13 protein-coding genes are annotated in these 14271 nt (G+C 49.8%); 5 read left to right on the top strand and 8 right to left on the bottom strand.

Annotation, left to right across the window (positions count from 1 at the left end; all coding sequences use genetic code 11):
• Window positions 1-12: 12 nt before the first annotated feature.
• Both rtcA and NDA01_RS07365 read right to left on the bottom strand, forming a co-directional pair.
• Window positions 13-1059 carry an RNA 3'-terminal phosphate cyclase gene (gene rtcA / locus NDA01_RS07360; protein ID WP_348227429.1) on the bottom strand — a complete coding sequence of 349 codons (1047 nt, stop codon included), beginning with the start codon at window positions 1057-1059 and terminating at the stop codon, window positions 13-15.
• 44 nt (window positions 1060-1103) lie between these two features.
• Window positions 1104-1688, bottom strand: coding sequence for an endonuclease dU (locus NDA01_RS07365; protein ID WP_348227430.1), 585 nt, complete (start codon window positions 1686-1688; stop codon window positions 1104-1106).
• Between the two features lie 89 nt (window positions 1689-1777).
• Here NDA01_RS07365 and NDA01_RS07370 point away from each other — a divergent pair, with 89 nt between their 5' ends.
• The 5 genes from NDA01_RS07370 (at window position 1778) to NDA01_RS07390 (ending at window position 5569) form a co-directional block, all read left to right on the top strand.
• The gene (locus NDA01_RS07370) at window positions 1778-2464 is read left to right on the top strand and encodes an HAD family hydrolase (RefSeq protein WP_431193340.1); all 687 of its coding nucleotides are present in this window, start codon (window positions 1778-1780) and stop codon (window positions 2462-2464) included.
• A 35-nt stretch (window positions 2465-2499) separates the two neighbouring features.
• Window positions 2500-3009, top strand: a complete 510-nt coding sequence (locus tag NDA01_RS07375; RefSeq protein ID WP_348227431.1) for a metallophosphoesterase family protein — start codon at window positions 2500-2502, stop codon at window positions 3007-3009.
• Between the two features lie 164 nt (window positions 3010-3173).
• Window positions 3174-4112, top strand: a complete 939-nt coding sequence (locus NDA01_RS07380; RefSeq protein ID WP_348227432.1) for a DUF5996 family protein — start codon at window positions 3174-3176, stop codon at window positions 4110-4112.
• 7 nt (window positions 4113-4119) lie between these two features.
• Window positions 4120-4638, top strand: coding sequence for a dihydrofolate reductase family protein (locus NDA01_RS07385; protein ID WP_348227433.1), 519 nt, complete (start codon window positions 4120-4122; stop codon window positions 4636-4638).
• 118 nt (window positions 4639-4756) lie between these two features.
• Window positions 4757-5569 (top strand): HNH endonuclease, encoded by an 813-nt coding sequence (locus NDA01_RS07390; RefSeq protein WP_348227434.1) that lies wholly within the window; start codon window positions 4757-4759, stop codon window positions 5567-5569.
• A 93-nt stretch (window positions 5570-5662) separates the two neighbouring features.
• Here the strand turns inward: NDA01_RS07390 and NDA01_RS07395 are convergent, their stop codons facing one another.
• The 6 genes from NDA01_RS07395 to NDA01_RS07420 all read right to left on the bottom strand — a co-directional run bounded on the left by NDA01_RS07395 (window position 5663) and on the right by NDA01_RS07420 (window position 14163).
• On the bottom strand, window positions 5663-7189 hold the full coding sequence (locus NDA01_RS07395) for an adenylate/guanylate cyclase domain-containing protein (protein ID WP_348227435.1): 1527 nt from the start codon (window positions 7187-7189) through the stop codon (window positions 5663-5665).
• A gap of 207 nt (window positions 7190-7396) precedes the next feature.
• Entirely contained in the window at window positions 7397-7828 is a 432-nt protein-coding gene (locus NDA01_RS07400) for an archease (protein ID WP_348227436.1), read from the bottom strand.
• 50 nt (window positions 7829-7878) lie between these two features.
• Window positions 7879-10236, bottom strand: a complete 2358-nt coding sequence (locus tag NDA01_RS07405; protein ID WP_348227437.1) for a PAS domain S-box protein — start codon at window positions 10234-10236, stop codon at window positions 7879-7881.
• A 104-nt stretch (window positions 10237-10340) separates the two neighbouring features.
• Window positions 10341-11228: a CobW family GTP-binding protein gene (locus NDA01_RS07410; protein ID WP_348227438.1), complete on the bottom strand. Its 888-nt coding sequence runs from the start codon at window positions 11226-11228 to the stop codon at window positions 10341-10343.
• Between the two features lie 33 nt (window positions 11229-11261).
• Window positions 11262-12479 carry a low temperature requirement protein A gene (locus tag NDA01_RS07415; protein ID WP_348227439.1) on the bottom strand — a complete coding sequence of 406 codons (1218 nt, stop codon included), beginning with the start codon at window positions 12477-12479 and terminating at the stop codon, window positions 11262-11264.
• 220 nt (window positions 12480-12699) lie between these two features.
• Window positions 12700-14163: an RtcB family protein gene (locus NDA01_RS07420; RefSeq protein ID WP_348227440.1), complete on the bottom strand. Its 1464-nt coding sequence runs from the start codon at window positions 14161-14163 to the stop codon at window positions 12700-12702.
• Window positions 14164-14271: the final 108 nt, after the last annotated feature.

Consider the following 14271-nt stretch of genomic DNA (forward strand, 5'->3'; position numbering starts at 1 on the left):
GTCATGGCTTCGCTAACGATTGGGTGTGACGGTGACAACTTGCGTATCTGGGGCGATCGCTACCTGAGCCAAACCAAATTGCTCAATCACCCAGGCATTGGTTGTTAGGTGTAAGCTCACCTCTGCGACTCGGTATTGGCTCACCTCTGTAGCAAGAGCCGCAGGCAACAATAACTGATCGGCCAAATGCACATCTATCGGCGCATCTGTCGCCTGAAATGCCAGGAACTCCTGTACGGCCATTTCTGCGACTTTTTCCGCCGCTAAACCGACTTTGCCGATGGCACTGAACCCAGCCCGACTATGTTGGTATTCTGCGGTGAGAAACATCCCTGCCCCAGGCGCGATCCCTTTTGCTCGCAGGGGTTGCACATCGGATCGCAGTTGCGCTTGCTGTAACAGGTTATAAGCTCGGCTCGCCATCCGCTGAGGGATATGGGCAGGCAACTCTGTCACCACAGCCAATCCCTGTATCCGCTTCAGCTTGCCCCGCTCTAGCACTTCAATGCTTTGCAACGGTGTTTGGCTCCCTGTAATCTCTAGAGCGACCTCGCCGTTTCCCTGGGGATACCAACCCCAAGCTTGTAGTTGCATTTCTGCTTGCACTCCCATCTGCTGCACCATCGGCAGATACACTTGCTCAATGTAGGTGGCCGGTGGACTCCAAGCCACATGTGTGCCGCCTCGAAGGGTGACCTGGGAGTTCCCAGAACTGAGCGCCAAAGGTAGCAGCACCGTTTGCAAAATTAATGTGATGGCTCCAGCCGAACCTGCCCCTGTCGTTTCTGCCACATCAAATCTGTATTGTCCTGGTTGTGGCGACACCGTGGGCCGAAATTCTAGGGTAGTGGAGCCGACCGCATCTCCTAATAGCTCCGCTCGACATATCTCGGCAGCAGCTCGGACAGCCGTGAGGTGCTGAATCGCTAATCCTGGTTTCTTGCGTCCTGCTCGGATGCGATCGATCCGGATGGGTTGCCCTGTGATTGCCGCCAAACTCAAGCTGGTGCGGAGAATCTGGCCGCCCCCTTCACCATAGGAACCATCAATTTGCAACATAGCCTTACCCAACAGTTGCTTTCTTCTCTCTCAGGTTTACCGCACTATGCTTGTCGCCCACTCTCCCCTTTGACTACTGCTGCGGTAATGAGGTGAGCAATTCGCAGGGCTTCTGGCACATGGCCGCGATCGCTAAGACGAGGCAGCGCTTGAGCAATCAAGTCAGGCGCTGCCCCACACACTTGAAAGTAGAAAGGCGATCGCGCATAGATACAACCCGCTTTTTGCATCATCTCCAAGCGACGATCTGCTTCTGGTAATCGCTGCATCGCGTGTTTGACTGCCATCAAGTCAGGCTGCCGTCGCATCACTGCCGCACAAGGTTTACCGAGTCGTTCTGCCAGCAAAGGGAGATCAATCACATTGAAGCCGCCCAAGGAGATGCCATCGAGCAACACCAAATGCAATTGTGGCAAAAACTTCCGCCCGATCAGCAAACGACAAAGCTCCTCCGTGGCATCCCAGCCATCCGGTTGGATTTGTCCCCAAACCATGCCTTCAAACCGAGTCCCCGCACAAACGACTCCTGCGACTGGCACCGGATCAGGCGATCGCCGCACAAAGGGTGCATCATCAAACCCAATCACCCGAATCGTCCGATTGTTTCGCAGCAGCCCTTCTAAATCCATGCACTCTCGCTACAATCTTGAATCTCAATCTTCTCATCTCCAAGGCTGATGGATTGACTCTGGACTTGTGCCACTATGCGGGAAATTTGATGCAAGGGGAAATTGCAGTGGCGCTCAAAGGTGTGATTCTGGATGTTGATGGAACGTTAGTGTTGAGCAACGATGCTCATGCTCAAGCTTGGGTGGAAGCCTTTGCTGCTTTTGGCTATGAAGTTCCTTTTGAGAACGTGCGGCCCCTAATTGGCATGGGTGGTGATCACATCATTCCGCAGATGGTGTCAGATCTAAATAACAAAGAAGGGGTGGGAAAAGAGATTAGCACTCGCCGCAAAGAGTTGATGCTCAACAAATTTGGCAAGGAATTAGATTCCGCCAATGGTAGCCGAGACCTGGTGTTGAAGATGCAGGAGCAAGGCTTACACCTGATTATTGCGACTTCCGCTACTAAGGAAGAACTGAAAACATTACTAAAAGTCGCTCAAGTAGATGATCTGCTCCATGAAGCCACTGCCTCTGGGGATGCCGAACATTCTAAACCTGCGCCGGATATTGTGGAAGCAGCTCTAGCTAAAAGCCAAATGGCTCCAGGAGAAGTCGTGATGATAGGCGATACGCCTTATGACATTGAGGCAGCAGGCAAAGCGGGAGTTGGGGTAATTGCGGTGCGTTCCGGTGGCTTCCCAGATGAGCAACTGGCGGACGCGATCGCCATCTACAACGATCCAGCGGATATTCTGGCTCACTATGACAATTCTCCTTTAGCTCAGGCAGCATAGTCAGAGTAGTTTGAGGCAGCGACAATGGTGGAGCAATGGAGCAAGCCATAAAGTCAGGGACGCAAATAGGAGTTATTGCCGATACTCACGGGCTTTTGCGTCCTGAAGCGATCGCTGCCTTAAGGGGTTCTGATCTGATTCTGCACGCAGGAGACATTGGCAAGCCAGAGGTATTGGCAGGATTGCAAGCCATTCCTACTCCTGCGTCAGGGCAATCTCCCATGCCTGTCATTGCTATCCGAGGCAACAATGACAAAGCTAGTTGGGCGGAGGCGATTCCAGAGCAGGAGAGCATCAAAATTGCAGACATCTCCATCCACATGCTGCATATCCTCCAAGAGCTCAAGTTTGCTCCCCAAGCGGCTGGATTTCAAGTTGTGATTAGCGGACATTCCCACAAACCGTTGATAGAAGAACGGGGAGGTGTCTTGTATATGAATCCAGGGAGCGCCGGGCCAAAGCGCTTTAAGTTGCCTATTTCAGTTGCCCGTTTGTCCATAACAGGGGCGAAGGTACGAGCAGAAATCATTCAACTGGCTGTGTAATGCTTTCCAGGCAATTATAATTATCTGAGCGATCGCCTATTTAGGTTCGTATCAAGGGCGATCGCTGATTGGGTTCTCACTCAACCGAATAAATTGCTAAAGAAAGCAGGGTTGCTGCGGCGTAGCCAGTTTAATAAGGACAGGATGATCTGGAGGTTCACTTCATGGCAACTCCTGTGCATAACACCGCTAGCAATAGTCTTTGGCCGAGCCTGCCAGTGACGGCATGGCAAGATACCTATGCAACTCTGCATCTGTGGACTCAAATTGTCGGTAAGATTCGGCTCGCCCTGACTCCCAAATTGAATCACTGGTGGCATTCCACGCTGTATGTCACGCCCAGAGGCTTGACGACCTCTGCTATTCCTTACCAAACCCGTCTCTTTCAGATTGATTTTGACTTCCTCGATCACAACTTACGCATTGAAACGAGCGATGGCGCTACCAGAAATATCCCTCTCGTTTCTCGTTCTGTAGCAGATTTTCACCAAGAGATCATTGGCACCTTGCGTGAACTGGGGATTGCAGTCCAAATATGGACTATGCCGCAAGAAATCGCTGATCCCATTCGCTTTGAGCAAGACCATCAACATGCTACCTATGATCCACAGTATGCTCAGCAACTTTGGCAGATTCTGGTGCAAACACACCGGGTCATGACTGTATTTCGCTCCCGCTTTATTGGTAAAGCGAGTCCGGTACATTTCTTTTGGGGCAGCTTTGACCTAGCAGTAACCCGCTTCTCGGGTCGTCTTGCCCCAGAACATCCTGGTGGCGTTCCTCACATGGCCGATTGGGTAACCAGAGAAGCTTACTCGCATGAAGTGAGCAGTTGTGGCTTCTGGCCCGGAGGCGGCACCGTGGCGGAGCCGATCTTCTACGCCTATGCCTATCCTGGGCCTGAAGGGTTTCGAGATTATGTGATTCAACCTGCGGAAGCCTTCTACAGCCCCGATCTCCAAGAATTTGTTTTGCCCTACGCAGCTCTACAACAGGCAACCGATCCAGATGCCATGCTCCTTGCCTTCTTTCAAACCACTTATGAAGCTGCTGCCGACTTAGCTCATTGGGATCGAGCTGCGTTAGAGCCTACCAACCAGTAACAGCAAGATGCGCTCAATTCAATTATTCATTGCTACCAGTCTAGATGGATATATTGCCAGAACATCAGGAGACGTGGATTGGCTATTTACAGACCAAGACTACGGCTACACTGAGTTTTTTGAACAAGTCGATACAGTTTTGATGGGGCGTAAAACCTATGAGCAAGTTTTGGGCTTTGGCGAGTATCCCTATCACGGCAAAAAAGGATATGTTTTCTCCAAAACACAACAACAGCAACAAGATGAAAATGTAGAGTTTATCAGCGCTGATTGGGTTAACTTCCTAAACCAGTTACGTCGCGCTCAAGGGCAAAATATCTGGCTAGTAGGCGGCTCTGAACTCATTCGTTTTTGTCTCCAGCATGGTTTTGTGGATGAACTGATTCTCTCAATTCATCCCATTATTCTGGGTGGTGGCATTCCTTTAGTTGCTCATGACCCCACTTTAGAGACATTGCTAAAGCTGCAACATACCAAAACCTATGATACAGGGCTGCTACAAGTCACTTACTCGATTCAGCCATAGGTGAAAAAATAGCTGCTCAAGCTTGCGATCGCCACAGGCCAGACCCAACCCATTCTGTTAGAGCTAATTTTGCTGGGGGAATACTAGGGGGATTGGTAGAGTTTACTTAACTGTCACGATGGCCATCTCTAATCAGACCCGTAGGATTCTGTGGAAACGATCGGGCGATCGCTGTGCTGTTTGTCAGCGTCGATTGGTCGTGCATGCCACTGAATCATACTTAGAGTCGGCAATTGGGAATGAATGTCATATTGTGGCACCCAAACCCAATGGCCCCCGTGGTAATTTCCCGCTGACTGTGGAAGAGCTAGATGACTACTCCAATCTCATTTTGCTCTGTCAAATTCATCATCAACTGGTTGATGCTCAGCCCCACACATATCCTGTAGATAAGTTAAGGGAGATCAAGCGCAGACATGAAGCGTGGATCAGAGCTGCTTTTAACCTAGAGCCGCCAGCATCAGAACCAATTCAATCTCCTTTACTACTCTACCGAATGGAGACTGGTCTTCAGCTTATATCTTTATTGCGCGGTAGCCATGCTTCCCGGTTTCATCATGACCATCTAGATAGTGATAGAACCGAACTGGCAAACGAGTTTTTGCAAAACATTCAGGAGCGTCTTGATAGCTGGGATGCGATCGCCAGTCAAGATAGAATCAGTGCTCAACTTACACTAAACCGCGCTATCTGCAACCTAGAGGCGAATGGCTTGTTGGTTTATGCGGCCCGACAGCAGGAGCGACACCAAGTAGAAAATTTAGTCATAGATGACTGGCAAGTTGGTTACTTATTGGTCGTCAACCAAGCCAACCCCATCACTGCCAATCGGAGTGAAGCTCTAGAACGGCTGATGGGATTCAAGCTGGCAACAGATCGTGAGTTTGCCAGTTATATCCTGATTCAGCTACAACATGAACAAGTTCGATAAACAACGAATCAGTACCGCATCATCCGGGCTAAGCCTAAACTGACTCCTGTTTCTCGACTTGGTTCGTCTTGTACCAAGAACCAAACTCCTGTTTCAGGCTACCGATGCAGGAGTTAGATAAAGATTGGCGTGGCTTTTCCTGCCTGTCAGTAAATAGGCTGTGATGGCTCCTTTCCCCTTGACCTCAATTGAACCTCTAGGCTCGAAGCTGTAGTCATCTCGGAGGCATTCGTAAGTAGCCGCAGTAACTTGAATTTCTCCTGGTAACCCATGAGATTCCATGCGGCTGGCAACGTTGACGGTATCGCCCCATAGGTCGTAGATGAACTTCTTGGTGCCAATTACCCCAGCGACTACTGGCCCTGTGTTAATGCCAATTCGGAGGCTGCAATTTTGGTGATAGCGGCTATTGAATTTGTGAATCTCTTCACGCATGGCTAGAGCCATTTCGGCGATCGCTTGGGGATGGTCAGGTCGTAGCGTGGGTAAGCCTCCCACCACCATATAGGCATCTCCAATTGTCTTGATTTTTTCTAAGTCATATTGTTCGCTCAGGCGATCGAAGGCAGAAAAGATCTCATTCAACATCGCCACGAGTGCTTCAGGAGGAACTTGTTCAGCCAATTGGGTAAAGTTGACCAGATCCGCAAACAAAATCGTGGCCGAGGCAAAACCATCTGCAATATTGCTCTGACCGTCTTTGAGCTTTTGGGCAATGGGGGGTGGCAAAATATTTAGCAACAAGCGTTCTGATTTTCCTTGCTCGATCGCTAATTCCTGATTTGCAGACTGAAGTTGAGCCGTACGCTCAATCACGCGCAACTCCAACTCTTCAGAAGTTTGACGTAAGCGACCAATCACCAATGCAATTCCTGATAGCGCTAGGAGCGACAGAGTGGTGAGCATGAGGAAGGTGCCACGTAATCCAGCATTGGTTTGAGCCATAAACGTATCGAGCGGTCGTGTAATCTCCAGTGCACCTCGCACATCTCCGACCCGCCAATCTCGTTTCGGGCTATTGGGGTCATTATTATGGCAACTGACGCAACTAGCCTGCATGATGTCTGCTTGGGCATAGCGCAGAGCCGGACGACCTTGAAAAGTTTCGATTCTATAGAAGGGTTGCTCTGGATGTTGGGTCAGATAACGCAGCGCTTCACGCTCAAACTCATCTTTAGGGCCACCTTCAGCTTTTCGGCTAGGAAATGGGTAGTCACTATACAGCCGTACCGACATGCCAGGATTTTTGTCGCTCAGGTGATGGCTCAGCTCGATCAAATAGGTGGCTGGGACTGGGATTGCACCTGGCGTATTTGTGTAGTCATACGTCACTGTAATTCCGGGAACACCTGCGACTCGTCTGACCGCTTCGGAACTGTAGAGGGTACGAGCTTCTTCAATGGCTTGAGCGTACAAAGCAGCACTCTGAAGTGCCTGGGACTTAATCAAGCTAGATGAGAGCCGCGACATATTCCACAAAGCCCCCGACACCCCAGCAATGAATAGGAGAGTCAGAATCAAAACGGTTTTTCTATTCAGGAGTTGCAATAGAAATTGAATGCCGTTTGAGAAAAAATGACGGGTGGAACGCTCAAACGAGTTAGCGGCTTCTCGATGCATTACTCCTTTCCTGGTTGCTTGCGGTGTTGTCTCTCCATAACCAGTATCTACACCCATTCCGGAGTAATTACTTAGGCTCTGTATACTTTTCGTGCCAGAACCTAGTTTAACCGGAGAGCCACTCAGCAAAAAATCAGTTCATCATGACTTTATGGATTAGGTGCATATCAACTGCGATCGCTCACATAACTCGTCGTTCCAGCACCGCTAAATATCCAAAATCACCAGGGCTGTCCACCCATCTGCTGTCTGTTCTAGCTTGAATCGGTGTAATGTCACCGCTTTTACATCGACTCGCTGCTGGTGGCGTTCTGGATCAAGCTCTTCTCCCTTTGCCATTGCCGTTAGGTAATAAAGTGTATCCTTTTGCTCGATTTGTACCTGTTGGGGGCGCAGGAGGAGTTGTTCACTGTCTTTGTAGTAAACAAACTCTTGTAGAAAATTAAATAACAAGAGATCTAACTCGTCGTTATCTAGGGTAAAGGTGCGGGTTTCTTGAGGTGCGATCGCCTCTAGGTTATCAATCATGGTATTGGTAACGGCATCTCCCGCCGCCAAAAACACTTCCTCCAAATCCTTGCCCCAAGCTTGGAACGCTATATCCGCGATCGCAATATCTTCTAGAAATTCGTAAGACATACTATTTGTTGGTTAAATCGTAATTATCTTTTAGCTCTATGTTTACAGATCTAAATTGGTTCTACGTTGCTCTCAGGTAAGGGAAACCAAGCAGAGAAAGTGCTGCCAACTCCACAGGTAGAGGTAAACGAGACCTTGCCTCCATGTAACTCGACTAATCGCTTAGTCAGGGCTAACCCCAAACCTGTTCCTCCATGCCGTCGATCGGTGGCTCCATCTACTTGCTGAAAAGTTTGAAACAATAAATGTTGATCTTCAACAGGAATACCAATTCCTGTATCGCTAACGGATAACCCTACGAACATAGGAGTAGATGCACCCTGCAAAGTCGTTTCTTCCTCTACCTCCAACACATTGAAGCTCTGTAACTCCACATCAGTTACAACTTGAGTCCTCAGCGTAATGGTGCCGCCTCCTGGCGTAAACTTGATCGCATTGGATAGATAGTTCAGCAACACTTGTAAAATTCGCTGGCGATCACCCAGAATGAATTCACAAGCCAGAGGAAGTTCTTGAAATAACTGCTGCTGTTTACTCAAGGCTCGCACCTCTACCATTTCTAGAGCGGCTTGGCATAACGCTGCGAGATTCAGCTCCTCAAAATCAAGCTCTAGTTTGCCTGCTTCGATTTTTGCCAGATCCAACAAATCATTGATCAGTGCGAGTAAATGGTCGCCACTAGAGTGAATCAGGGATAAATACTGCTCTTGTTTAGGATTCAAAGCTCCAAAATTCTTTTGCAGCAACACGCTGGAGAAGCCTAGGATCGAAGTGAGGGGTGTCCGCAACTCATGCGACATATTCGTGAGAAATTCTGACTTTAAGCGCGAAACTTCGGTGAGTTGTTCATTCTGGGCTTGTAATTGGCGTGTTAACGCTTGCAATTGCTCGTTGGCTTGCTTGCGTTCGGTGATATCTTCCACAGTGCCCACATGACCCATGAGCTGACCATTATCGGCAAACAAAGGAGACGAGCGAGAATGTACCCAGCATACTGTCTCTCGCCGTTGGAAGCGAAACTCATCTGAGTACGCTTGGCCCGATGACGCGCAGTAAGACCAATAAGCGGCCACTCGCTCCCGATCTTCGGGATGAATCGCTTGAGCCCACCCTTCGCCTAAGGCTGCTTCAAAGGTAAGACCTGCGATCGCCTGCCAGGAAGGATTGGTATAAGTGCAATTTCCTTGAGTATCCGTGAGAAAAATCCCCAAGGGAGAACAGGCACTCAAAGAGCGAAAGCGTTCTTCACTTTGCCGCAGGGCTTCTTCCCCTTGCTTACGCTCAGTGATATCTAATGAGACTCCACAGAAAGCGTAAACTTCCCCACTTGCGTCCTGAAGCGGAAATTTGATGCGGAGGAAAGTATGAACGCCATCGGGTAAGGTCATATCATTCTCAAATGTCATGACTTTTGCTGAGGCAAAAATCTCTTCATTTTCTTGAAAGAACACAGCCGCTGCTTCAGGAGGCAAAAAATCGCGTAGATTTTGCCCTTCAATTGGGTTTCCGAAAAGTGGTCCAAATATCCGATACCATTCGGCGTTGGCAAACCTCATATAACCATCCACATCAATGATGTAGATGATGGCGGGAGTATAGTCTAGAAGGGCCTGCATTTGGGCGCGTGAGGCGGAAAGCTCTGCGGTTCGCTCTTGCAATTGCTGCGCCAATGACTGCAAGCGCTCCTCAGCCTGCTTACGTGCAGTAATATCTACACAAGACCCTTGAAAGAACTGCACTTGACCTGCCTCATCTCGCACAGGGACAGCCCGATCTAATATCCAATAGAGCGTGCCACTTTGATCTAGAATGCGATACTCGGCTTCAAAAGGTTGGGCTGTGGTCAGGCTTTCGGTGGACGCACGGATCACCCACTCTCGATCTTCTGGATGAATACTATCTATCCAACCGCTGCCCAGAATTTGCTCTGAAGTCAGTCCTAACCAAGAGCATAAGTACTGGTTCATAAACTCACAGCTAGAATTGCCAACAACATACAGCCCGACTGGGGCGTTGTCTAAAATGGCTCTCAATTGTTGCTGGGAATGCGACCCCGGTTGCGGGGGGGATGGAGGCGCATGAAACTTTTTTAGAAATGCACTGATCAAAATTCCTTCTAGTGCAAATACGCTTACTGGAATCAGGTCGTTTGGGGCAACGGCGATCGCCCCACTAGAGGTCAGAGATGGTGGAGAAGAGTAGGCGCAAGCAACACCCATCAGAACTGTAGCGAGGAGACCTGGCCCTAGACCTCCATATCTTGCACTCAAAATGACCGGGGCGAAACCAATCAGCCAAGGGTTTGCTGCAATCGTCGGGTCGGAGGCTAGCAAAATCAGGAGTGAGGCGATCGCAACTAGCAACACAGCGCCACCATAGCGCCAGAGTTGGGAGAGGGCGACTTCCAAAATGCTCTAACCTCCGTATTTCTCAACAAGCGGTCATGGTCAACAGTTCAGTAGAGTGTAACCAATTGACTCTGATTCATGCTATTGCGGAGAATACGCTTGTCTCAATGCTCACATAACTTGAGGCGCTGTAAGATTTCGGTTTGGTGCTCGTTCACCTGTTTGCCAATAAAGACTAGCTCTGTCGTTGCTTGCTCAAAGGGTTCGAAGTCCCAACGACCCGCAACAAAGTTAAATAGATAAATATCGTCTACAAACCGCACAAAGCCTTTAGCTCGATAGACGCTTGGAGCCAAGCTAGCGGCAAATTCTTCAAAACAGGCGCGATCGAACGTCGCAGGAGAGGTGTAGCTGAAGGAATCAAACTCTGGCTGGTGAATGTGATGGGGTGGTTGGAGCGATCGCTCCGCTTTGGCAATCCCAAACAATAAGGCTGGATCGATTTGACCACGCTGGGTGTGGAAGATGGGAGCCGTTTCGTTAAAGCGGTGAAGTTTAGTGGCGATCGCTTCCAGCTCACTCTCTGCCACCAAATCCACCTTGTTGAGCAAAATGGCATCGGCTGCCTCAATCTGAATTCGCCCAGTATGGCCGATTTGCGGATATTGAACCAAACCATCGGCATCAATCACGGTCACTACGCCATCGAGTCGCACAATCGGAATGCTTTCTTGAATGTCAAACACCAGCGCATCCGGTTCTGCTAAACCCGTGGTTTCTACCACAATTAGATCTGGATTGACGGTTTCAATAATCTCATTTATAGCCGCTTCAAACTCACCCAAGAGCGAACAGCAAACACACCCCCCACCCAAGTCAGCCATGCTCACATTCTGGCCTTGAATCACTTTGGCATCGATCGCAATCTCACCAAATTCATTCATCAAGATGGCAATCTTTTGAGGAATAGTAGCGAGAATATGCCGTAGCAATGTGGTTTTGCCACTACCGAGAGGGCCTGTGATCAAGGTTAGGGGGGTGCGAGTTGTCATAGGTTTGAGCCAATGTAGCAGCTTTTAGGGGTGTTAAGTTGGCTTGGAGGGCTGGCTGGTTTCTGTGGCAGTAGCGGGACGAGTGGCGACTGAACTGCGGAGGAGATCAAGTAGAACTTGGACGACACAAGCTAAGGCTACGAGCGTTACCAGATTCAGAGATGAGAGGCGATCGCCAACCATCGCCAGGAGCAGCACTAGAACGGCGGATGCAGTGCGATAAGCGCTCAAAATTTTGCGATACCTCGCAGTTCCCAAGGCGCAGCTCATGTAGTGAATCCCCGCTAACGCCAACAAACAAGTCGCGATCGCCGAGCACAACAGCCACCGTTCCGCACTAGAGGGAATGGCAGTAGCATCATGGGCAATTAGGTGTTCTACACCAACTCCAGCAGCGACCAATCCCATTGCTAGAGGCAGGTGAGCATAGAGCCAAGTGAGAGCAACCCGCATCTTGCCTACTTTCATCGACTTAAGGGGCGAGCCATCAGCCGTATCGAAGTACAACCACCACAGACTAAAGGCGATCGCCAACCCCAACAACCCTACAAGGATAGAGCCTAGGCTCCATTCATGTTCTGCCAACCCTCCCACTACGCCGATCACAGACTCACCCAAGACAATCAAGGTAAACAGTCCTATGCGTTCTAGAACGTGGGGCATACTGGGAGGAATTTTGGCAACGAGACGACCCGCAGAGAGCGGGGTAGAGAGGTCTATCGCTAAGCTCACCACCCACAGCCCTAATCGCAAAGGAGGAGGCAGAAAAGCTGAGACTAGCCAAAGTCCAGCACTTAGGCCAAAGCCAGTGGCATACCAAGTTGTCAGCGATCGCGCGGCTGGTATGTGATGTCCCGCATTGAGATACTGCAAGATCAAGGTGACACGAAACAGAACATAGCAGATGGCAAAGCCACTCCCGGAGCTGCTCAGCCCATGATGTACATTGACTGCCATTGCTGCGACGATCGCCATCTGGACTAAGGCAAACAAGCGATCGACAATGCTTCCGATATCAAAGCGAGTGGCGTAGAAGGTTGCTCCCACCCAGCACCACCAAATGGGCACAAATAAAATTGCAAATTTTAAGCAGCCAGTCCAGGAAATGTTGCCGCTTAAGCTATGGGCTAGTTCTGCGGTCGCAGCAACGAATACTAAATCGTAAAACAGTTCCAACCAGGTAGCGTGACGCTGAGACACTTGCTCTTCATCACGACGCAAACGGGGCGGTTGCCATAAAGCTTTTGTCATGGAACCTTAACTGCCTCAGCAACAGTGAGAAACCTTGACTACTAGTTAAACGGCTGGCTCGAAGGAAGTAAAGGGGCAGGGAGAACTCGCGGGTGATGGTTTAGTGGCTGGGCGATCGCGGCCCTTGCAAACCTCTCCCCAAACCCCTCTCCTGTAGGAGAGGGGCTATGAATCTGGCTCCTCCTTTCTTACAAGGAAGGGGGCTGGGGGTTAGGTGCCATCAACCTTTGATGTTGCCGATGGGGGTCAGGCGCGCCACCCGTTTGCTGATTCCTGCTAGCTCAGCGGCTTCGATCACATCATCTACATTTTTATAAGCACCGCCTGCTTCTTCAGCTAAACCGGATGCAGAAGTGCTACGGACATAAATGCCTTTAGACAGCATCTCCTTTTGCAGCACATCACCATTCCAGGTTTTGCGGGCTTTAGTTCGGCTCATTTTGCGGCCACTGCCATGAGCGGTACTGAAAAAAGTTTGGTCACCAGTTGGTACCCCCACTAGTAAGTAGGAACCCGTTTCCATACTGCCGCCAATAATCACAGGTTGACCGTACACTTTGTAGGCTTCTGGGACATCGCTCATATCAGGTCCAAAGGCACGAGTGGCTCCTTTACGGTGAACCAAGAGCGATCGCGCTTGACCATCTACAATATGTTGTTCTAGCTTGGCGGTGTTGTGGGCGACATCATAGACCATCTCTAGACCCAGGTCTTCGGCGGAGCGGCCAAACACCTCAGAGAAAACTTCCCGGATGCGATGCAAAATCACTTGGCGATTGGCGAAGGACATGTTGATGCCACACTGCATGGCCGCGAAGTAAGCTTGGCCTTCAGGGGAATCAAAAGGAGCGCAAGCGAGTTCTCGGTCCAGCACCTTAATGCCGTACTTGCTCTCCATCACTTTTAGAAATACTTGTAGATAATCAGTGGCGACTTGATGGCCAAAACCTCGACTACCGCAGTGGAACATGATCACCACTTGGTCGGGGATGGTAATGCCAAAGGCTCGCGCTAGCTCTCGGTCGTAAATGTTTTCTTTTTTAGCAACTTGAATTTCTAAGTAGTGGTTGCCAGAACCCAACGTCCCGATTTGGTTAAAGCCGCGATCGATCGCCTTTTCACTCACTTTGTCCGGATTGGCTCCGGCGAGGCAACCATTTTCTTCCATCAGTTCTAGGTCAGCTTCCCAACCGTAGCCATTGTCTACACACCAACGCGCTCCTTGCTTTAGCACTTGCCGAAAATCGTTGCGAGACAGTTTGACAAACCCTTTGCTGCCCACACCCGCAGGCACGCTTTTATACAGCTTGTCTACCAATTGCTTGATGTGCGGCTTAACTTCTTTATAGGTGAGATTCGTGACGACCAGACGCATCCCGCAATTGATATCGAAGCCAATGCCACCGGGAGAAATCACCCCACCCTGCTCGACATCCATTGCGGCCACACCTCCAATCGGGAAGCCGTACCCGAAGTGGCCATCGGGCATACAGAGGGCGTATTTGGTGATGCCTGGTAATGTGGCGACGTTGGTGATCTGGTCAATTACGCCTTCGTCTATGTCTTTGATTAGTTTCTCAGTTGCATAGATTCGGGCAGGCACCCGCATCCCTTCTTTATAAGAAACTGGAATCTCCCAGATCGTGTCAGAAACTTTTTTAGCAACTCGATGTAACGCTTCCATACCAGCGCTCCTGCCCTATCATTCCTACTTCTAAGCATCCCTTTGGGCGAGGATTATACATCCCTATAAAGTAGGAGACAGGCGCAGGAGTTGGCAGAGGCAGACGCC

The sequence above is a fragment of the Trichocoleus desertorum AS-A10 genome (assembly GCF_039962155.1).
Classification (GTDB): Bacteria; Cyanobacteriota; Cyanobacteriia; order FACHB-46; family FACHB-46; genus Trichocoleus.